Here is an 18,692-nt window from a genome sequence, read left to right on the forward strand (position 1 = left end):
GCGACAGGGTGTTATGGAATAATGCGACCATGATAATAACTTTATGGCTTAATTGCTGTGCTCTTCATTACGCCAAGGTGGTTTCATGCGTGTATTCGTGCTCTGTATCCTGTTATTACTCGGCGGTTGCCAGGCCGACGCCCGCCCGCCGGCCACCCTGTTCGATTATCAGCTGTCCGATCCGTCCGGGCAGCCGCTGCCGCTTGACCAGGCCGCTCACCAACTGGCCAGTGCCGATGTCATCATGGTGGGCGAGCTGCACGGCCATCAGGGTATTCACCGTTTTCAGGCCGAGTTGCTGGCCCGGCTGCTGAGCCAGCCTCGCCCGCTGGCACTGGCCATGGAGCAATTCAGCCGGGACCGTCAGGATACGGTGGATGCCTATCTGGCAGGAAAACTGGGCGAAGTCGCCTTTATCGAACAGAGCCACGCCTGGCCCGGCTATCGCAGCGATTATCGGCCGCTGCTCGAGCTTGCCCGTCACACCCACAGCCCGGTGCTGGCGGCCAATGCCCCGCGCCATATCGTGCGCTGCATCGGCCGGGAAGGCCCCGGCTATCTGGCGCGCCTGCCTGCCGACCAGCGTGCCTGGGTGGCCGAACACCTGACCCTGGCCGAGGACGCCTACAAGTCGCGCTTCATGGCGACCCGCTACCACGGCCAGGCCCCCACCGAGTTCCAGTTTGCCGCCCAGACCAGCTGGGACGACACCATGGCCGAAAGCGTCGACCGTTATTTGCGGCGTCACCCCGGCCACCGAGTCATGTTGACCCTGGGCCGTTTTCATATCGCCGACGGTCTGGGCACCGCCCAGCGACTGCAACTACGGGCCCCCGGACTGAAGGTGGCCCTCATCTATCCGGTCACAGCGGATGAGGCGGCTCCCTCGCCGCCGTTGTGGTCGCTGAGGGTCCCGCCGCTGCCCTCCGCCCGCCTGGACCACGAACCCTTGCCCCCCGTGACGTCCGGCCATCCCGACTGCGGATAACCCGGTGTTCATGAACCAGGCGGCGGTAAATTCACTTTATCTCACGACCCGAATCGGGCACATTGCCACCATGTCTACCGGGGGAGCCTCCATTGAACGCATACCTGTTACTGATCATGGCCATCGCCGCCGAGGTCATCGCCACCACGGCACTCAAGGCATCGGCGGGGTTCAGCCGCCTCGGGCCCAGCCTGCTGGTGGTGGCCGGTTATGGCACCGCCTTCTGGCTGCTGGGGCTGGTGATGAACACGGTGCCGGTGGGCATTGCCTACGCCATCTGGTCCGGCGCCGGCATCGTGCTGGTCACCCTGCTGGCGGTGCTGTTTTACCGGCAGATCCCGGACTTGCCGGCATTGATCGGCATGGGACTGATCATCGCCGGCGTGGCGGTGATCCAGTTGTGGTCGAAAATCGGCGCTCACTGACGAGAGAGAGAACGATATGATCTTGTGCGGACACAGAGGCGTGGCCAGCCTGGCCCCGGAAAATACTCTGGCGGGGCTGGAACAGGCGCATGAACTGGGATTGGGCTGGGTCGAAATCGACGTGCAGCTCACCAGAGACGAGAAAGCCGTGGTTGCCCACGACGAAAAGGTCAATCGCTGCACCGACGGCAAGGGCAAGCTGCGCAACTACGACTGGGACGAACTGCGCCGGCTGGATGCGGGCAGCTGGTTCGATCCCGCCTTCAAACAGGAACATATCCCCCGGCTACGGGACTACCTGGCTCGTGCCCAGTCGCTGGGTATCAAGGTCAATGTCGAGCTCAAGGTCTATGCAAAAGACGATGCCGGCCAGCTGTGCCGCAAGGTCAGCCAGTTGATCGACAAGCATGACTTCGACCAGAAAAACATCCTGTTTTCAAGCTTCGAACCCGACTGCCTGCGCTATCTGCAGGTGCTGCAGCCGGGTATCCCCCGCGCCCTGCTGGTAGAACGCATCCCCGATGACTGGCAAGCCCAACTGCAGCTGCTGGACTGCACCAGCCTGCATTGCCACCATCAGTATCTGACCCACGATCAGGCCGATACCATCAAGGGGTCCGGTTACCGACTGCACTGCTATACGGTCAACAACCTGGAGCGGGCCGCCACCCTGAAAGACTGGGGCGTGGACATGATTTTCACCGACACGCCCCAGCATTACCTGAACGCAGGCTGGAGTCCGGGCTGAGCGCCAACCCCGCCTGTGCACGCCTTTGTTATAGCCTGCTGCGCTTTTCTGTTATCATGGCGACAGTTTGCCCATCGGCAATGCCTCTCAATCGTCCGCCAGGACCTTATTTGTTCGGAGTCTCATGTCTTTTGCTTCCCTCGGCCTGAACGCCCAGCTCGTTCAAGCGATTAATGAATGTGGTTACACAGAGCCGACCCCCATCCAGACCCAGGCCATTCCGCTGGTGCTTAAGGGCGGCGATCTGCTGGCCGGCGCCCAGACCGGTACCGGCAAGACCGCCGGCTTTGGCCTGCCCATGCTGCAGCGCCTGAGCGAAACCAAGGCTCAACCACTGGCCAATGGCCGTGCTCCGGTTCGCGCCCTGGTGCTGACCCCCACCCGCGAGCTGGCCGCCCAGGTGGAAGAAAACCTGCGCGCCTACGCCAAGCACAGCGATTTGCGCACCCTGGCCATGTTCGGTGGCGTCAGCATCAACCCGCAGATGAAGGCACTGGGCCGCAAGGTCGACATCGTGGTCGCCACTCCGGGCCGGCTGCTGGACCACGTCTCTCAACGCTCCATCGACCTGTCCCGCATCGAGATGCTGGTGCTGGACGAAGCGGACCGCATGCTCGACATGGGCTTTATCCGCGACATTCGCCGTATCATTGCCAAGATGCCGGCCAAACGGCAGAACCTGCTGTTTTCCGCCACCTTCTCCAACGAGATCAAGCAGCTGGCCGAAGACCTGCTCAACGAGCCGGAACACATCGAAGTGGCTACCCGCAACGCCACCGCCGATACCATTGCCCAGCGTTTTTACGGCGTGGACAAGAACCGCAAGCGCGCCCTGCTCAGCTACCTGATTGGCCACAACAACTGGCAACAGGTGCTGGTGTTCACCCGCACCAAGCACGGCGCCAACCGCCTGGCGATGCAGCTCGACAAAGACGGCCTGCCGGCCATGGCCATTCATGGCGACAAGAGCCAGGGTGCCCGTACCCGTGCCCTGAGTCAGTTCAAGGAAGGCAAGCTGCGCGTACTGGTGGCCACCGATATCGCCGCCCGTGGCATCGACATCAGCGAGCTGCCCCATGTGGTCAACTACGAGCTGCCTCATGTGGCCGAAGACTACGTACACCGTATCGGCCGTACCGGTCGTGCCGGTATTAAAGGCGAAGCCCTGTCGCTGGTGTGCTTTGAAGAAAAGCCGCTGCTCAAGGCCATCGAAAAGCTGATCAAGCAAAGCGCCGAGCTGGAAATTCTGCCCGGTTACGAGCCGTTGCCAGACAGCCAGCAGCCGCCCATAGAAAAACCCGGCGCCAACAACCGTGGCCGTGGTAATGGCGGCAGAGGCAACGGCGGCGGTCGCGGCCAGAACCCGCGCAACGCCAACAACAAGGCACCGCGCAGCAACAGGCCGAACCAGCCTCAGCGCCATGGCCGCCACGACGACTAACACCAAACCCCGGCATTCGCGGGGTTTTTCTTTAGGGCTGGTGGCGCCGGTTCAGCCAGTGCACGCCGCCACCGATCACCAGGCCCCAGAAGGCACTGCCGATACCGAACAGCGCCACGCCCGAGGCGGTGATCATGAAGGTCAGCAGCGCCGCGTCCCGCTCCTGCTCATCTGCCATCGCCACCGTCAGGCTGTTGCCGATGGTACCAAGCAGGGCCAGGCCGGCGATGGCCATCACCAGCTCTGTCGGCAAGGCGCTGAACAGCCCGACCACGGTGGCACCAAACAACCCCATCAACAGATAACAGCCCCCGGCCCACACCGCCGCCTTGTAACGCTGACCCGGACTGGCGTCGACTTCCTTGCCCATGCAGATGGCCGCACTGATCGCCGCCAGGTTAAGGGCGAAACCGCCGAAGGGCGCCAACAACAGGCCAGCCATCCCGGTCCAGCCAATCAGCGGCGACGCCGGAGTGTGATAGCCATGGGCCCGCAACACGGCGATGCCCGGCACGTTTTGCGAGGCCATGGTCACCATGAACAGCGGAAGTCCGATACCGAGCAGGCTGGCGAGAGAAAAACTCGGCGTCATCAGTACCGGCCGGGCCAGCTGCCATTCGAAGTCATCAAAGCGCAGCAAACCGCCAGCGCCAGCCACCGCCAGCCCGACCAGCAGGCTAAGCGGAATAACATAGCGGGGCAGACGCCGACGCAGGGCCAGATAGGTCAGCACCATGGCCCCCACCAGCCAGGGCTGGGTCTGTGCCGAGGCAAACAACCCCAGGCCAAAATTCAGCAGAACCCCCGCCAGCATGGCCGCCGCCAGTCCCGCCGGCATCAGTCGCATGATGTGATCGAACCAGCCGGTCATCCCGCACAACAGGATCAACGCCGAACTGAACAGAAAGACGCCGATGGCCTCGCTCATCGGCACCCCGGCCAGGGCGGTCACCAGCAGCGCCGCGCCCGGCGTGGACCAGGCGGTGAGTATCGGTTCCCGGTAACGCAGGGAAAACCAGATACTGGTGATCCCCGCCCCCAGACCCAGCGCCCACATCCAGGAGCCAATCTCGGCCTGGCTGGCCCCGGCGGCCGCCGCCGCCTGAAAGATAATCGCCGCCGAACTGGTATAGCCGACCAGCACGGCGATAAATCCGGCCGAAAAATGGGAAAGACTGATGACCGCACGCATATCCGGTATCCTTGGTTAAGGAAGGTGAGCTAAGGGAGCCGTGCGCTATAGCGCACAACCCGAAGAGCGCCATGCTAACAAATGTATGCTATAACGCACAACAGCAACATCAGTCAGGAAAATACCATGCAGGAGCCAAATCAGTATCTTGCCACTCGTCTGCGAGCACTGCGCAAGGAGCGGGGCTGGAGCCTGGACAGATGCGCCAGTGAAACCGGGGTCAGCAAGGCCATGCTGGGGCAGATCGAACGCGGCGAGTCCAGCCCCACCATCGCCACCCTGTGGAAAATCGCCGGCGGCTTTCATACCTCGCTGTCGACCTTTCTGGAGCCGACACCCGAGCCCCACCCCGGCCCGCTCTACCGACAGGCAGCAACGCTGCGCCAGCAACCGGCCGGTGACGGCATGCTGGTGGCGCCCCTGTTTCCCTTCGAAGGCAGGTTTGGTTTCGAGATGCTGGAGCTGACCCTGCTGCCCGGTTACGAGCGCCGGTCCGATCCCCACGACAGCGGAGTGATCGAGCACGTCATCGTGCAGCGGGGAGCAATGGAACTGTTACTGGAAGGACAATGGCAGCCACTGGCGCCGGGAGCGGCGGTGCGCTTTCACGCCGACCAGCCCCACGGTTATCGCAACCCGGGGACCGAACCGGCGGTGTTCTATAACCTGATCCACTATCCAGCGACATGAGCCTGCTTTTTACTGATCACGACAGGCCCTTTGTCCGATTGTTTAGACCGAGCTTAAATACACACTTAAATACAGGCTGATCGTTTACGACTCACCGCTATGCGGGCCGATCCTTGAGCAGTTCGGCACACAGGCGCACGAAGTCGGAAGAGGTGACGATACCGGTCAGACGCTGCTCGTCGTCCACCACCGTCAGGCAACCATGTCTGTTTTTCAGAAAAAAAGGCACCACTTCGGTGAGCGGCGCCTTGACGTCCACGCTCTCGACATCGGGATCGATAATCTCCACCACCCGGCACTGGCGCTCGCGCCGTTCCAGCGCACTGACGCCATAGTCCGATAACAGGCTCATCACGGTGGCGATCATCCGCTTCTGGGTCAGCACGCCCAGCAGTTTGCCGGAGAGCTTGTCCACCACCGGAATATGACGGATGCTTTTTTCCCGCATCAGATCATGAGCATCTTTCAGGGTGGCGGCCTGATCCAGCGTGAGTAAATCGCGGGCCATGATATCGCCTACAGTCGTTGCAGCCATGGGTCGTCCTTCCTTGTTTGTCCAATTAAGTCACTTAACAGTATGCATTATGTTGTGGCACAGAGTCGATCAGGTAGCAAACCAACGGCTCCCTGCCACCACAAGAACCAAATGCAATTCATTATCATTAAGAATAGCAATAGACATCGTATTGAAAATACGTATTCTATGGCTCCAGAAACCCATCATTCTCTTTATCGTTCCGGGGATTTATCTTGAGTTTTCGACGCTACACCCTGTTTGCACTGGCCTCGCTTGTTCTGCACGGACTGCTGGCTCAGGCCATGGAGCGAGAAGAGCAGGTCATGTCCATGGCACCCGACTCCAACCCGGGGCCAATCAGCGTACAGATGCTGCCGGCGGTAACCAGGTCGGAGCCGGTGGTCACCCCGGCGCCCGAGCCTGAACTCGTGCCGGAGCCGAAACCCGAGCCAAAGCCTGAACCGACACCAAAGCCGGTGCAGAAACCAAAGCCGACACCGGCACCCACGCCCACACCGAAGCCGGTCCACCAACCGGAGCCGCAACCGGTGCCCGAGCCCCGGCCCGAGCCGGAACCGACCCCCACTCCGCCGTCTCCCGCCAGTTGAGCCGAAACCGCAACCGATGGCGACCAAAGACAGTGCGCCAAAGCGCATCGAAACACCCCGCTTCAAAACCCGGCCGGCGCCCATTTCCTATCCGGCCCAGGCGCGCCGCCGGGGGCTGGAAGGCACCGTGCTGGTGGAGGTGTGGCTGGATGAACAGGGCAAACAGACCAAACGGGTGCTGGCCCGCTCCTCCGGCACCCGACTGCTCGATAAAGCGGCCCTCAAGGCCATCGCCAAATGGCGCTTTTCCGCCTATGTGGAAAACGGCCGGGCCCTGGCTCACCGCGTTCATATTCCCATTCGTTTCAAACTGGACTAAATCATGTCGTTTCTGAATCAACTGCATCAACAATTGGGCCCGATGAGCTGGCCGCTGATCCTCTGTTCGCTGATCACCCTGGCACTGTGGCTGGAACGAAGCCTGTCCCTGCTGTGGACCAGCCTGCGCGGCGAGCAGGAAAAGCGGCAACTGCGCCTGAATGGCAGCGCCTATCCGGAGGCAGACGTTGCCGCCTCCAGATCGCTGATCCTGCAAGGTTGCAGCCTGCTGGTGCGGCACCGGGCCAGTGACAAGACCACCCGGGAAGATCTCGCCTCGGTCTGGCTGCAGCAGCAGCGAGGCCGACTGCACGCCGGCCTGCGGGTGCTGACCCTGGTGGGAGTGATAAGCCCGCTGCTGGGTCTGCTCGGCACCGTGCTGGGGCTGATAGAGATGTTCAAAAGCATAGGAGCAAGCGGCGAACCGGTGACCCCGGCGCTGCTGGCCGATGGCCTGGGGCTGGCCATGAGCACCACCGCCGCCGGCCTGCTGATCGCCCTGCCCGCCATTGCCGGTGCCCAGCTGTTTGGACTCTGGGCCGATCGCCTGCTCGACAGGCTGACCGACGAGCTGAACCGGTGCAATCTGCATCTGGAAGGGATCCGGCTGGAAGCTCGCTCATGATAGGCCGCCCCGAATCTCCCCATTCCGGTTGGCGCTCCCTTAGCCCGGATATCACCCCGCTGCTCGACATCATCTTTATCGTGCTGGTGTTTCTGATGCTCACCGCCAACATTCCGCTGCAATCGCTGGAGGTGGATCTGCCCAAGACCGACAGCGAGGCGCTGAGCCGCGTGCAGGACAACAAGACGGTTACCATCAACCTGCTGGCCGGCTCGCCGGCCTGGGCCCTGCAGGGCGAAAAGTATGAACACTGGGAACAGTTCAAGCCGGTGTTGCAGAGTCAGCTGACCACGCTGAAAGACGCCGAGCTGGTACTGGCCTCCGACAAGGAGGTGACCGTCGACAACATGCTGAAGCTGCTGGCCTTCCTGCAGGAGCACCAGATCCAGGCCACCCAGATCCTGATGGAGGATGGGCAGTAAGGTTTATGGCGTTGACGCCGCGGTGCAGGCCTCATCAGGATGGCCTGCACCAGAAGTCAACTCAGGCCATGGCGTTATAACGGCCCGGTCGGTGGTTGATGGTCAGCACCTGATTGATCAACACGGCGCCGAGTACCGATAGCAGCAACAGGTAGACCGGTACTATGGTGAAGGAGATCAACAGGATGAGACCATCCAGCGCCATCTGCACCTTACCGGCACGAATGCCATAACGATCCTGCAGATACAGGGCCAGAATGCCGATGCCGCCCAGGCTGGCCTGGTGACGAAACAGGATCAGCATGCCGACACCGATCAGCAGTCCACCCATCAGGGCGCTGAACAGGGGCTCGATCCTGTTCAGGCTGATCACCCATTCCATGTGTTCACTGAAAAAGGACACCAGCGAGACGCTGATGAAGGTCTTGAGGGTAAAGCCCGCCCCCATTCTCAACCAGGCCAGCAGATAAAACGGCAGGTTGAACAGGAAAAACCACAGCCCGAATCCCACCTCGGTCAAGCGGCTGAGCAGCAACGCCAGACCGGCGGTGCCACCGGTCAGTAGCTCGGCCTGCTTAAGCAACAACACGCCCAAAGCCACCATGGCGGTACCCGATAGCAGCGCAATAACATCTTCAAGCAGGGGGTGTTTAACGTTCATTTTTGGGGTCCTTGATAACAGAGGATCCTATGCTAATGCCGGTGTACGGGAAGTGAAACGGGGAGTAGCGAGATCGCCGCCTGGTCTGCTGTCAGCCTGGCGTGCCGCCTGTAAACCCTGCAGAACAGCAGCCGGCAACGGTTGCCAATCCATCTGGCTGCCGGGCATGAAAAATGTCAGTGCCTGACGAGTAAAGTATTTCACTTACCACCGTCAAACCGGCGTGATAAATGTGGTAGTCCTGTTAATGGAAGTGCCGCTATGAAAATCAAAATAAGAAAAGGCGTGGTGACCTGCTCCTTGCTGGCCGCCCTGTGGCTGCCACTGCTGGGCGCTGCCGCCAGTATCGACAAACATGCCGACAAACCGACCTGGATGGACTGGGGGTTCTTCGGCAACACCATTATCTCGGCCAGCCTCACTCGCTGGAGCAGCAGACGGGACGACGAATAATCCGGACGCAAGGACGCGCCCCTTACCTCCTTTATCCACTCCCGCTTTTTCGTTCTGTGTCACCCCCCTGACCACACGTCAGTGAAATTCCCGCTTTCTCTTTCTTCACGCACTGGCTTTCCGCGCCCAGCCAAGTACCATATACCCCATCGCTGTCCGGTTGGCTGCCGGCTTGGGGCCTAGCCCTCATTCAAACCCGTCAGGCAATCAGTTAATCTTCTGAATTATCAGGATAAAGTGAAATGGCTCAATTTGTTTACAGCATGAATCGCGTGGGCAAGGTAGTTCCGCCCAAACGTCATATTCTGAAAAATATCTCCCTGTCGTTTTTCCCCGGCGCCAAGATCGGCGTACTGGGTCTGAACGGCGCAGGTAAATCCACCCTGCTGCGCATCATGGCCGGCCTGGATACCGAAATCGAGGGCGAAGCCCGTCCCCAGCCCGGCATCAACATCGGTTATCTGCCTCAGGAACCCAAGCTGAAGCCGGAGCAGACCGTACGAGAAGCGGTAGAAGAAGCGGTAGCCGAAGTAGCCGGCGCCCTGAAAGAGCTGGACGAGGTATATACCGCCTATGCGGATCCGGACGCCGACTTCGACAAGCTGGCCAAGCGCCAGGGCGAACTGGAAGCCATCATTCAGGCTCACGACGGCCACAACCTGGACAACCAGCTGGAACGGGCCGCCGACGCCCTGCGCCTGCCGCCCTGGGATGCCACCATCGGCAAGCTGTCCGGTGGTGAACGCCGCCGGGTCGCCATGTGCCAGCTGCTGCTGGAAAAGCCGGACATGCTGCTGCTGGACGAACCCACCAACCACCTGGACGCCGAGTCCGTGGCCTGGCTGGAGCGCTTCCTGCACGATTACGAAGGCACCGTGGTCGCCATTACCCACGACCGTTACTTCCTCGATAACGTGGCCGGCTGGATCCTGGAGCTGGACCGGGGCGAAGGCATTCCCTGGGAAGGCAACTATTCTTCCTGGCTGGAGCAGAAAGACGCTCGTCTGTCCCAGGAGCAGTCTTCCGAGGCCGCCCGCCAGAAATCGATCCAGAAAGAACTGGAATGGGTTCGTCAGAATCCGAAAGGTCGTCAGGCCAAGTCCAAGGCCCGTATGGCCCGCTTTGAAGAACTGCAGAATCAGGACTTCCAGAAGCGCAACGAGACCAACGAGCTGTTCATCCCGCCCGGCCCCCGCCTGGGCGACAATGTCATCAACGTTGAGCACCTGACCAAGTCCTACGGCGACCGGGTACTGATCGACGATCTGTCGTTCAGCATTCCCAAGGGCGCCATCGTCGGCATCATCGGTCCCAACGGCGCCGGTAAGTCCACCCTGTTCCGCATGCTCACCAACGCCGAGCAGCCGGACTCCGGCAGCATCACCCTGGGTGATACCGTGCAGTTGGCCTCGGTCGAACAGTTCCGTGACAGCATGGACGACAAGAAGACCGTATGGGAAGAAGTGTCCGGTGGTCTGGACATGATGCGCATCGGCAACCTGGAAATTCCCAGCCGCGCCTACCTCGGCCGGTTCAACTTCAAGGGCGTCGACCAGCAGAAACGGGTTGGCGAGCTGTCCGGTGGTGAACGTGGTCGTCTGCACATGGCCAAGCTGCTGCAGACCGGCGGCAACGTGCTGCTGCTGGATGAACCGACCAACGATCTGGACGTCGAAACCCTGCGCGCCCTGGAAAACGCCCTGCTGGAATTCCCCGGCTGTGCCATGGTGATCTCGCACGACCGCTGGTTCCTCGACCGTATCGCCACCCACATCCTGGATTACAAGGACGAGGGCAAGGTGGAATTCTTCGAAGGCAACTTCACCGAATACGAAGACTGGAAGAAGAAAACCTACGGCGCCGAGGCCGTGCAGCCGCACCGCATCAAGTACAAGAAAATCGCCAAATAAGCTTTTTGCTGATGATAAAGACCAAAGCCCGCATGATGCGGGCTTTTTTGTTGCCAACCACCGGGCACACACAACGGCAATACCTTCTAATATTGCCTTATGGGCAACAGTCACCTGTCGGTGGACAAAATGAAAACCGTACTTATCCTGCCAATGCTGGCGTACTTCATGTTCCTCCCCCCGGGGTATGGCCAGAGTGCAACCCAGCTTGAACTGAATCAGGCGGCCAACCGGCAATATACAGCCGCCGATCTGGCGCTGAACAAGGCCTATTCACAGCTGATGAGATCACTCCAGCCGAAGCGCCAGCAACAGCTTAAAGTCGCCCAGCGAGCCTGGCTCAAATTTCGTGACGCCCAGGCCGAGCTGGTTTCCAGCGCCTACACCGGCGGATCGATCCGGCCGCTGATCCACTCCCAGGCGTTACGCGAACTGACCGAGCACAGAACGGCCGAGCTGACCAGAATGTATCGGGATGACGCCGCGCAATAACCAGGTCGGTACCTGTTAGTCCCGGACCTTTCCTCGCCCCCTTCCTTCCGTGATGGTATCCTGTCCGCTTTGTAAAGCATGGATCCCGAGACCGTTATGCACACCTATGCCGAACAGGCCAGGCTGGAGCCGGCCGATACCTGGCTTGGCTTCAAGCAATTGTTGCCGCTCTCTTTTTTTGTGGCCGCCTTCGGTCTGGCCTTCGGCCTGGCCGCCGCGCAGGAAGGTCTGAGTGAAGGCAACATCGTGCTGATGAGCGCGCTGGTGTTTGCCGGTACTTCCCAGTTTGCCGCCCTGGAGCTGTGGGGCACCCAGGTGCCGCTGGTGCCCCTGATTATCACCACCTTCGCCATCAATGCCCGTCATCTGCTGATGGGCGCCAGCCTCTATCCCTGGCTGCAGCATATCTCTCCGCTCAAGCGTTACGGCATCATGCTGCTTGCCTCCGATGCCAACTGGGCCATGGCGATGCAGGGCTTTCACAAGGGCGAGCGGGCCCTGGGCATCCTGTTGGGTGGTGGCCTGGCCATCTGGTCATTCTGGATGCTGGGCACCTGGCTCGGCCTGTATTTCGGCAGCGCCATCGAAGACCCGTTCAGCATCGGGCTGGACATGGTGCTGGGCTGCTTCCTGCTGGCCATGGCCCTGGGCGGGCGCAAGGATCTGCGCATCCTCGTTATCTGGTGTGTGGCAGGTATATCGTCGATGATGGCCTACTGGTGGCTGCCCGCCAACAGTCATGTGGTGGTCGGAGCCCTGTCGGGCGGTCTGGTCGGCGCATTGTGGATGGAGAAAGAGAAAAAATGAATCTGGATACCGCCGGCTCGGGCACCCTGCTGATTATCGGCGTCATGGCCGTCGTCACCCTCGCCACCCGCTGGGGCGGCGTCTTCGTGATGTCGCTGATCCCCATCAATCGCCGGGTGCAGCAATTCATCAGCGCCATGTCCGGCTCGGTGCTGATAGCCATTCTTACCCCCATGGCGGTGAACGGCGATATCGGCGCCCGAGCGGCGCTGCTGGCCACGGCGCTGACCATGCTGGTGCTGAGAAAACCGCTGCCGGCCATTACCGCCGGCATTATCGCCGCGGCACTCGGCCGGCAGTTCTTCGGTAGTTAACCACCAATCGCATCCGCTCAACGCAAAAGCCCGCCGTTCGGCGGGCTTTTGCAGTTTACAGTCAGGCTTAACGCCGCCACACCACAGGGAACCAGTCTTCCCGCATCCTGTCGCCGGTGTTCAGATTAATGCCATCAAAGGGCGGTGAAGTGGCGCCGCCACGGTCGATATAACGTACATCGTCCCCCATGAAACGGGTAGAGAAGGCCCGGCGACGATTCATTGTCTGGTTGCCCGGGGCACCGTGTACCGTCTTGAAGTTGAACAGCAGCGCATCACCCAGCTCCATCTCGGGGATCATGATCTCGAAGTCACCGCAGTCGATATTCGGCATTTCCATGAAATGACTGTCTTCCTTGTACCAGGAGGCATTGGTCGACCATTTGCTCGGGCGTATCAGCTTGGGCCAACGATGCGAGCCCAGCACCACCTGCAGGGCGTTTTCCGGGGTGATGGGATCGAGCGGTATCCAGTAACTGCCGGTCTGATCGCCTTCGACACAGTAATAGGGCAAGTCCTGATGCCAGGGGGTGGCCTTGGAGGTGCCCGGCTCTTTCACCAGAATATGCTCGTGAAACACCTGTACCCGCTCGGAACCGGTGGCTTCACCGACGATGGCCGCCCCCGGTGATTCTTCTATCCACCGCTTGAACTCGGGAATACGCTGCCAGTTGCAGTAATCTTCAAAAAAGCGGCCGGTTTCGGTACCGGTGACGTTTTCACGGCCATGCTCGCCTGGGTCGTTCAGCACCTTGTCGAAACCGGCGCGCAGGGTTTCAACCCAGTCCTTGAACACGCCCTTGATCACGATGGCGCCATCGCGCTCGTAGGCTACCTTCTGCTCTTCCGTCAGCCACTTTTTTCCGGGGGAGTGCTTTTCGGTTGAGTTCTGTTTGGTTACCGACATATTCATGCTGTATTCCTTCCCTTCGATGAACTATGAATCGACTTTAGCACCCGCGTTACATAGTATAAAAATACAATTTACATATGAGGTACATAGGTAAATGGCTATCCCCTTCACCTTTCGTCAACTGAACTATTTTGTGTCTGTGGCCCAGCACGGCAGTATCAGCAAGGCCGCCGAAGCGTTGCATGTGTCTCAGCCGTCGGTGTCTATCGCCATTCATCAGCTGGAAAGCCTGCTCGGTCAGCCGCTGTTTCAGCGCCATCGCGGCCAGGGGGTCAGCCTGACCCCCAGAGGAGAAGCATTACTTAAGGAAGCCCGCCAGATCCTCACCCTGTCGCATAACCTGCTGGCCCGGTTACAACAGGACGACACAGAGGTGGAAGGACAACTGGTCATCTGCTGTTTCCGGGATATTGCGCCTTATTATCTGCCCCGGCTGGTCAGCGAATTCGAACGCCGCTACCCCAAAATAACAGTGGTGATGCAGGAACAGGATCTGGCCGGCGTCAGCCTTGCCCTGACTCAGGGCAAGGCCGAGCTGGCCCTGAGCTATGCGCTGGGTCTGCCGCAGGAAGTGGACACCCGGGTGCTGGACGAACTGCCCCCCTACGCCCTGCTACCCGCCAATCATCGACTGGCAGCTGAACCGATGCTGAGTCTGGCAGAAATAGCGAAAGAAACCCTGATACTGCAGGACATGCCGCTGACCCGGGAGTATTTCATGTCGCTGTTCTGGCACCGGGATCTGCAGCCGAGCCATATCCACACCACCGCCTCGTTCGAAATGCAGCGGGGCCTGGTGGCCCACGGCCATGGGGTGGCGTTGTCCTGCACCCGTCCCGCCGGCGATCAGAGCTACGACGGTGCCCCCATCACTTGCGTACCGCTGAACGACGACGTTCCCCCCCAACGAGTCGTACTGGCCCGCTCCCGCCAGTTTCCTCTCTCCATTCCCGCCCAGCTGTTTCTCGACCAGGTCACCAACCAGAACGAGAAGCCATGAAAAAGCGGGAAGGCCCAGGGTTCGCTTTGAACCCTGGGACTCCCCGCTTACGGCTTACGGCTTACGGCTTACGGCGTGTGGATTACAACACCTGTGCCGCTATCCAGCCGAAGATCACCAGCGGAATGTTGTAATGAATGAAGGTGGGGATCACCGAATCACGAATATGATCGTGCTGACCGTCCGCATTCAGGCCGGCGGTCGGCCCCAGCGTGGAGTCGGACGCCGGAGAACCTGCGTCCCCCAAAGCGCCGGCGGTGCCCACCAGCGCCAGCGTCGCCAACGGTGAAAAACCAAAGCTGACCGCCAGTGGCACATAGATGGCGGCAATAATGGGAATGGTGGAGAACGACGAGCCGATGCCCATGGTGATGAACAACCCCACCAGCAGCATGACCAGCGCCGCCATCGCCGGGCTGTTGCCAATCAGCTCACCCGAGCCGGCTACCAGCTCGGGAATCGCGCCCGACGCCTTCATTACGCCGGCAAAACCGGAAGCGGCAATCATGATGAAACCCACCAGCGCCATCAGCCGCATACCCTGGGTAAAGACATCGTCCTGATCTTTCCACTTGAACAGGCCGTTCATCGACAGAAGAGCAAAGCCCAGCAAACCGCCCAGCACCATGGAGCCGGTCATCAGCTGCACAATCAAGGCACCCGCGATGGCCGCCAGTATCATGAACAGCTGCTTGCGGCTGAGTCGGGTTTGTTGCTTGCTGTCGTCGACGGTCGCGACCGTCTGTTGCTGATACTCCCGTGGCCGACGATAGCTGAACAGCACCGCCACCCCCAGGCCCAACAACATGCCCAGTGCAGGCAGCAGCATCGCCTTGGGTGCCATGGACGCCGTGACATGCATACCCAGCTCGTCACCGGCCTGATTGACACTGTTGGTCAGAATATCGTTGAGGAAGATGGTGCCAAAGCCCACCGGCGTGGTCATGTACATGATGGTGATACTGAAGGTGATGACACAGGCCACGGCGCGTCTGTCCAGCTTCAGCATGCTCATCAGCCCCAGCAGTGGCGGTACCAGAATGGGGATAAAAGCGATATGTACCGGTATCACGGTACCGGAGGCGGCACCGACGATGATCAAGGCAGCGAACATCAACCACTTGACGCCGCTCAACTGGCCCGGCTCACGCCGAGAGCCGACCCAGCCCAGGGCCTTGCTGGCCACCAGTTCGGTAATACCGGTGCGCGACAGCGCCACCGCAAAGGCCCCCAGGGTGGCATAGGCCAGCGCCACGGTCGCGCCACTACCCAGTCCTTCGTTAAAAGCGCCAATCACCTGATCTACCGACATTCCGGCCCAAAGGCCCCCTACCAGGGCGGCCACCACCAGCGAAAATACAACCGATACCCGGGCAAGACACAGCGCGACCATCACCAGGATGGCCAGAACAATGGCATTCATAGAATCCTCTCCCTCATGTTATCAAGTCCCTTTATCAATCATCGTTCGTGCCCGACCATCGCCGGGCACTTACAAAAACTTAACATCAGGAGGGCATTCATTATCCATATAGTTTCTATATGAAGTACATTGTCTTTTAGCTATATGATGGCGACGAACCCTGCCCATGCCGCCTCACTGTCACCCGACTCGCCGGCCTTGACGACTACCCCTGCAGCGCCTTGCCCACCAGGGCCTGAATTTCGCTGCTAAGCGGAATCTGCAACGCGGCGGCATGGCCGTCCGGTGACATTTTTCCCCAGGTCTTGCGGATAATGTCGATCAGCTTTTCTTCGCTATGACGGGTGGCGAAGTCTTCCAGGTAGTAATGGATGAACACCAGACAAATCACGTCTTCCAGCGCCTGTACCTGCGGGTCTCGCTTGAGCTGCTTTTTCAGCAGCAGATCCTTTATCCGCTGCTGATCACCCTCGTCGTAACCGACGCGGGCCATCAACTGTGCGGTCAAGTCGCCGTGAAACTTCGCCAGTTCGGTGCGCCACTGCTTGTAACCGGCCCTGTCCATCGGGTAACTGGCCCGGGGAATACTCCAGCGCCTGATATGCTGTGCCCGACAGGCAATTTGCAGCAGTTCGGCGGCGTCGGGCACAAACTCGGCCAGTTTCTCGCTCATTCGCCGACTATAGAGATATTCCCTGGGCCAGCTCTGGCCGTCGGCCTGCTCCTGATTGGGATCTTCACGGTTTTCGGCATCAATCAACGCCATAACTTGCTGTAAACGGGATTCCTTATTCATCACCTGACATCCTGCGAGGAAAACAACAAAAGCATTGTTACCTCTGGGTCGGTAAATGCAAGCGACAATCAGGGAGTTAGCCGTTTTTCAGCGGCCGGCAGCGGCCATGCCTCGCCGATAAATGCGGATTTCATATTGATGCATTTCAGATATATCTATAAGATGCGATCGAAAGTTGCATCCTATATATCAATTAAAGAGAGACTTATCATGCTGGACAGCCGCACCATCGAGATCGTCAAAAGCACCGTTCCCCTGCTGGAATCGGCCAACACCGCCCTGACCGAGCACTTTTACCAGCGCATGTTCCGCCACAACCCGGAACTGAAAGACGTGTTCAACCTCAGCCATCAGGCATCCGGTCGTCAGCCGGCGGCATTGTTTTCCGCGGTGCTGGCCTATGCCAAAAACATCGATAACCCGGCGGTCTTGAGTGCGGCCATCGAACGCATCGCCCACAAGCACACCGGCTTTGCCATTCAGCCGGAGCAATACGATATCGTCGGCCATCACCTGCTCGAAACCATCAGGGAACTGGCCCCCGACGCCGCCACGCCCGAAGTCATCGACGCCTGGGCCCAGGCCTACGGCGCCCTGGCCGGTATCTTTATCGGTCGTGAAGAGCAGCTGTACCAACAAAGCGAACAGAAAGATGGCGGCTGGCGCGGTCATCGCACCTTCGTCGTGAAAGAAAAGCGAATAGAGAGCGAACAGATCACCAGCTTCCTGCTGGTGCCCGAAGATGGTGGCGCGGTGGCCGATTACCTGCCCGGCCAGTACCTCAACCTGCACCTGAGCAGCCCCGAACTCGAGCACAAGGAATATCGCCAGTATTCCCTGTGTCAGGCCGCCAACGGCCGGGAATATCGCATCGCCGTTAAACGCGAACCCGGCGGCGTGGCTTCCAGCTTCCTGCACGATCTGGTGCAGGTCGGCGATCGACTGCAGGCATTGCCGCCGGCGGGCGACTTCTTCATGGACGTAAGCCCGGAGACCCCGGTGGTACTGCTGTCCGGCGGTGTCGGTCTGACCCCGATGCGCGCCATGCTCGATCAGTTGCTCAAACAGGAACATCAGGCCGCAATCCACTGGCTGCACGCCTGCGACAACGGCGCCCAGCATGCCTTCAAGGATGATATTCGCCAGCGCCGCCAGGCCCACGCCAACCTGAATACCCATGTCTGGTACCGCACTCCGACCGCCGGCGACCGCCCGGCCGAGGATTATCACGCCGAGGGGCTGATGGATCTGAACCAGGTAAAAGACGCCATCGCATTGAACGGTGCCCATTACTACTTCTGTGGTCCGCTGCCCTTCATGGCCATGGTCAAGAACACCCTGTCCGGCTGGGGCATTGCCGAAGCACAGTTGCATTACGAGGTATTCGGCCCGCATCAGAACCTCTGACCGATACCATCACACCGCAAGACCGGATGCCGGCGGCAGAACAGAACGCCGCCGGCGCCTCGCTGAAATAGCGAAAACAGCGCCGCTTTTCAGATACAATCTCCCCCTTTCATCACAACTCATTGATCACCACTGTTCGATCAGAATACGGGGGAGCCGTCATGTTGGTAAAAATATTACGTAATGGAATCGGGGGCATTCTGCAGGTAGGGGACCTGATCACTCGTCCCACCAAGATGCGCAGAACGCCAGAGGCCCAGCAGCAGGTGGAAGCCGCCTGTGCACAGCTGGCACTGTATCAGCTGCCGCGCTGTCCCTTCTGCATCAAGGTGCGTCGGGCCATGCACAAGCTGAACCTGCCCATCGAACTGCGTAATGTTCAGCCCGGCTCCCCGCATCGGGATGCACTGCAGGCCGGTGGTGGACGCATCAAGTCCCCCTGCCTGCGCATCGAGGAAAATGGCGACAGCCGCTGGATGTATGAGTCCAGCGACATCATTGCCTACCTGCAGCAGCGCTTTGGCCAGCAAGCCTGAGTCGTT

The 18,692-nt window shown here is 60.0% G+C and carries 23 protein-coding genes; 16 read left to right on the forward strand and 7 right to left on the reverse strand.

Going from position 1 to position 18,692, the window contains the following annotated elements:
- Nucleotides 1-85: 85 nt before the first annotated feature.
- The 4 genes from BFR47_RS04325 (at nucleotide 86) to BFR47_RS04340 (ending at nucleotide 3,602) form a co-directional block, all read left to right on the forward strand.
- Nucleotides 86-988: a ChaN family lipoprotein gene (locus BFR47_RS04325; RefSeq protein ID WP_071471931.1), complete on the forward strand. Its 903-nt coding sequence runs from the start codon at nucleotides 86-88 to the stop codon at nucleotides 986-988.
- A gap of 92 nt (nucleotides 989-1,080) precedes the next feature.
- The gene (locus BFR47_RS04330; protein ID WP_083399004.1) at nucleotides 1,081-1,413 is read left to right on the forward strand and encodes an SMR family transporter; all 333 of its coding nucleotides are present in this window, start codon (nucleotides 1,081-1,083) and stop codon (nucleotides 1,411-1,413) included.
- A gap of 16 nt (nucleotides 1,414-1,429) precedes the next feature.
- Complete coding sequence (locus BFR47_RS04335) at nucleotides 1,430-2,161, forward strand: glycerophosphoryl diester phosphodiesterase (RefSeq protein ID WP_071471932.1); 732 nt, start codon at nucleotides 1,430-1,432, stop codon at nucleotides 2,159-2,161.
- A 124-nt stretch (nucleotides 2,162-2,285) separates the two neighbouring features.
- Entirely contained in the window at nucleotides 2,286-3,602 is a 1,317-nt protein-coding gene (locus BFR47_RS04340; RefSeq protein ID WP_083399005.1) for a DEAD/DEAH box helicase, read from the forward strand.
- A gap of 31 nt (nucleotides 3,603-3,633) precedes the next feature.
- Here BFR47_RS04340 and BFR47_RS04345 read toward each other — a convergent pair whose 3' ends face one another.
- Nucleotides 3,634-4,794 carry a benzoate/H(+) symporter BenE family transporter gene (locus tag BFR47_RS04345; protein WP_071471933.1) on the reverse strand — a complete coding sequence of 387 codons (1,161 nt, stop codon included), beginning with the start codon at nucleotides 4,792-4,794 and terminating at the stop codon, nucleotides 3,634-3,636.
- Between the two features lie 126 nt (nucleotides 4,795-4,920).
- Here BFR47_RS04345 and BFR47_RS04350 point away from each other — a divergent pair, with 126 nt between their 5' ends.
- Nucleotides 4,921-5,484 (forward strand): helix-turn-helix domain-containing protein, encoded by a 564-nt coding sequence (locus tag BFR47_RS04350; protein ID WP_071472209.1) that lies wholly within the window; start codon nucleotides 4,921-4,923, stop codon nucleotides 5,482-5,484.
- Nucleotides 5,485-5,581: 97 nt separating this feature from the next.
- On the opposite strand, the gene BFR47_RS04355 is transcribed toward BFR47_RS04350, so the two are convergent.
- On the reverse strand, nucleotides 5,582-6,019 hold the full coding sequence (locus BFR47_RS04355) for a CBS domain-containing protein (protein ID WP_071471934.1): 438 nt from the start codon (nucleotides 6,017-6,019) through the stop codon (nucleotides 5,582-5,584).
- A gap of 277 nt (nucleotides 6,020-6,296) precedes the next feature.
- The gene (locus tag BFR47_RS19005) at nucleotides 6,297-6,587 is read right to left on the reverse strand and encodes a hypothetical protein (protein ID WP_071471935.1); all 291 of its coding nucleotides are present in this window, start codon (nucleotides 6,585-6,587) and stop codon (nucleotides 6,297-6,299) included.
- A gap of 38 nt (nucleotides 6,588-6,625) precedes the next feature.
- Between BFR47_RS19005 and BFR47_RS04365 the strand changes: the two genes are divergently transcribed.
- Genes BFR47_RS04365 through BFR47_RS04375 form a run of 3 tightly spaced genes read left to right on the forward strand, consistent with a single transcriptional unit; the run spans nucleotide 6,626 to nucleotide 7,974 of the window.
- Nucleotides 6,626-6,928 carry an energy transducer TonB gene (locus BFR47_RS04365; protein WP_071471936.1) on the forward strand — a complete coding sequence of 101 codons (303 nt, stop codon included), beginning with the start codon at nucleotides 6,626-6,628 and terminating at the stop codon, nucleotides 6,926-6,928.
- A 3-nt stretch (nucleotides 6,929-6,931) separates the two neighbouring features.
- Complete coding sequence (locus tag BFR47_RS04370) at nucleotides 6,932-7,552, forward strand: MotA/TolQ/ExbB proton channel family protein (protein WP_071471937.1); 621 nt, start codon at nucleotides 6,932-6,934, stop codon at nucleotides 7,550-7,552.
- A complete protein-coding gene (locus BFR47_RS04375) occupies nucleotides 7,549-7,974 on the forward strand; it encodes an ExbD/TolR family protein (protein WP_071471938.1) in 426 nt (141 codons plus the stop codon). Before BFR47_RS04370 ends, BFR47_RS04375 begins: the two co-directional genes overlap by 4 nt.
- Nucleotides 7,975-8,035: 61 nt before the next feature.
- On the opposite strand, the gene BFR47_RS04380 is transcribed toward BFR47_RS04375, so the two are convergent.
- The gene (locus BFR47_RS04380; protein ID WP_071471939.1) at nucleotides 8,036-8,635 is read right to left on the reverse strand and encodes a YitT family protein; all 600 of its coding nucleotides are present in this window, start codon (nucleotides 8,633-8,635) and stop codon (nucleotides 8,036-8,038) included.
- Between the two features lie 261 nt (nucleotides 8,636-8,896).
- On the opposite strand from BFR47_RS04380, the gene BFR47_RS04385 reads away from it, so the two are divergent.
- The 5 genes from BFR47_RS04385 (at nucleotide 8,897) to BFR47_RS04405 (ending at nucleotide 12,611) form a co-directional block, all read left to right on the forward strand.
- Entirely contained in the window at nucleotides 8,897-9,088 is a 192-nt protein-coding gene (locus BFR47_RS04385) for a hypothetical protein (RefSeq protein ID WP_071471940.1), read from the forward strand.
- A 242-nt stretch (nucleotides 9,089-9,330) separates the two neighbouring features.
- Entirely contained in the window at nucleotides 9,331-10,998 is a 1,668-nt protein-coding gene (gene ettA, locus BFR47_RS04390; protein WP_071471941.1) for an energy-dependent translational throttle protein EttA, read from the forward strand.
- Nucleotides 10,999-11,127: 129 nt separating this feature from the next.
- Nucleotides 11,128-11,490 carry a lysozyme inhibitor LprI family protein gene (locus BFR47_RS04395; protein ID WP_175514059.1) on the forward strand — a complete coding sequence of 121 codons (363 nt, stop codon included), beginning with the start codon at nucleotides 11,128-11,130 and terminating at the stop codon, nucleotides 11,488-11,490.
- A 96-nt stretch (nucleotides 11,491-11,586) separates the two neighbouring features.
- On the forward strand, nucleotides 11,587-12,297 hold the full coding sequence (locus tag BFR47_RS04400; RefSeq protein ID WP_071471943.1) for an AzlC family ABC transporter permease: 711 nt from the start codon (nucleotides 11,587-11,589) through the stop codon (nucleotides 12,295-12,297).
- The gene (locus BFR47_RS04405; RefSeq protein WP_071471944.1) at nucleotides 12,294-12,611 is read left to right on the forward strand and encodes an AzlD family protein; all 318 of its coding nucleotides are present in this window, start codon (nucleotides 12,294-12,296) and stop codon (nucleotides 12,609-12,611) included. Before BFR47_RS04400 ends, BFR47_RS04405 begins: the two co-directional genes overlap by 4 nt.
- Before the next feature lie 67 nt (nucleotides 12,612-12,678).
- Here BFR47_RS04405 and BFR47_RS04410 read toward each other — a convergent pair whose 3' ends face one another.
- Nucleotides 12,679-13,524: a phytanoyl-CoA dioxygenase family protein gene (locus BFR47_RS04410; RefSeq protein WP_245748795.1), complete on the reverse strand. Its 846-nt coding sequence runs from the start codon at nucleotides 13,522-13,524 to the stop codon at nucleotides 12,679-12,681.
- A gap of 94 nt (nucleotides 13,525-13,618) precedes the next feature.
- Here BFR47_RS04410 and BFR47_RS04415 point away from each other — a divergent pair, with 94 nt between their 5' ends.
- Entirely contained in the window at nucleotides 13,619-14,524 is a 906-nt protein-coding gene (locus tag BFR47_RS04415; RefSeq protein WP_071471945.1) for a LysR substrate-binding domain-containing protein, read from the forward strand.
- Nucleotides 14,525-14,606: 82 nt separating this feature from the next.
- On the opposite strand, the gene BFR47_RS04420 is transcribed toward BFR47_RS04415, so the two are convergent.
- Together BFR47_RS04420 and BFR47_RS04425 are read right to left on the reverse strand one after the other, a co-directional pair.
- A complete protein-coding gene (locus BFR47_RS04420) occupies nucleotides 14,607-15,947 on the reverse strand; it encodes a Na+/H+ antiporter family protein (RefSeq protein WP_071471946.1) in 1,341 nt (446 codons plus the stop codon).
- 205 nt (nucleotides 15,948-16,152) lie between these two features.
- Entirely contained in the window at nucleotides 16,153-16,743 is a 591-nt protein-coding gene (locus BFR47_RS04425; protein ID WP_071471947.1) for a DUF4202 domain-containing protein, read from the reverse strand.
- A gap of 210 nt (nucleotides 16,744-16,953) precedes the next feature.
- Here BFR47_RS04425 and hmpA point away from each other — a divergent pair, with 210 nt between their 5' ends.
- Together hmpA and BFR47_RS04435 are read left to right on the forward strand one after the other, a co-directional pair.
- Nucleotides 16,954-18,150, forward strand: coding sequence for an NO-inducible flavohemoprotein (gene hmpA / locus BFR47_RS04430; protein ID WP_071471948.1), 1,197 nt, complete (start codon nucleotides 16,954-16,956; stop codon nucleotides 18,148-18,150).
- Nucleotides 18,151-18,311: 161 nt separating this feature from the next.
- Nucleotides 18,312-18,686, forward strand: a complete 375-nt coding sequence (locus BFR47_RS04435) for a glutathione S-transferase N-terminal domain-containing protein (protein WP_071471949.1) — start codon at nucleotides 18,312-18,314, stop codon at nucleotides 18,684-18,686.
- The last annotated feature ends 6 nt before the right edge of the window (nucleotides 18,687-18,692 follow it).

Origin of the sequence: Oceanisphaera psychrotolerans (genome assembly GCF_001870485.1) — a bacterium.
In the GTDB taxonomy this organism is placed as follows: domain Bacteria; phylum Pseudomonadota; class Gammaproteobacteria; order Enterobacterales; family Aeromonadaceae; genus Oceanimonas; species Oceanimonas psychrotolerans.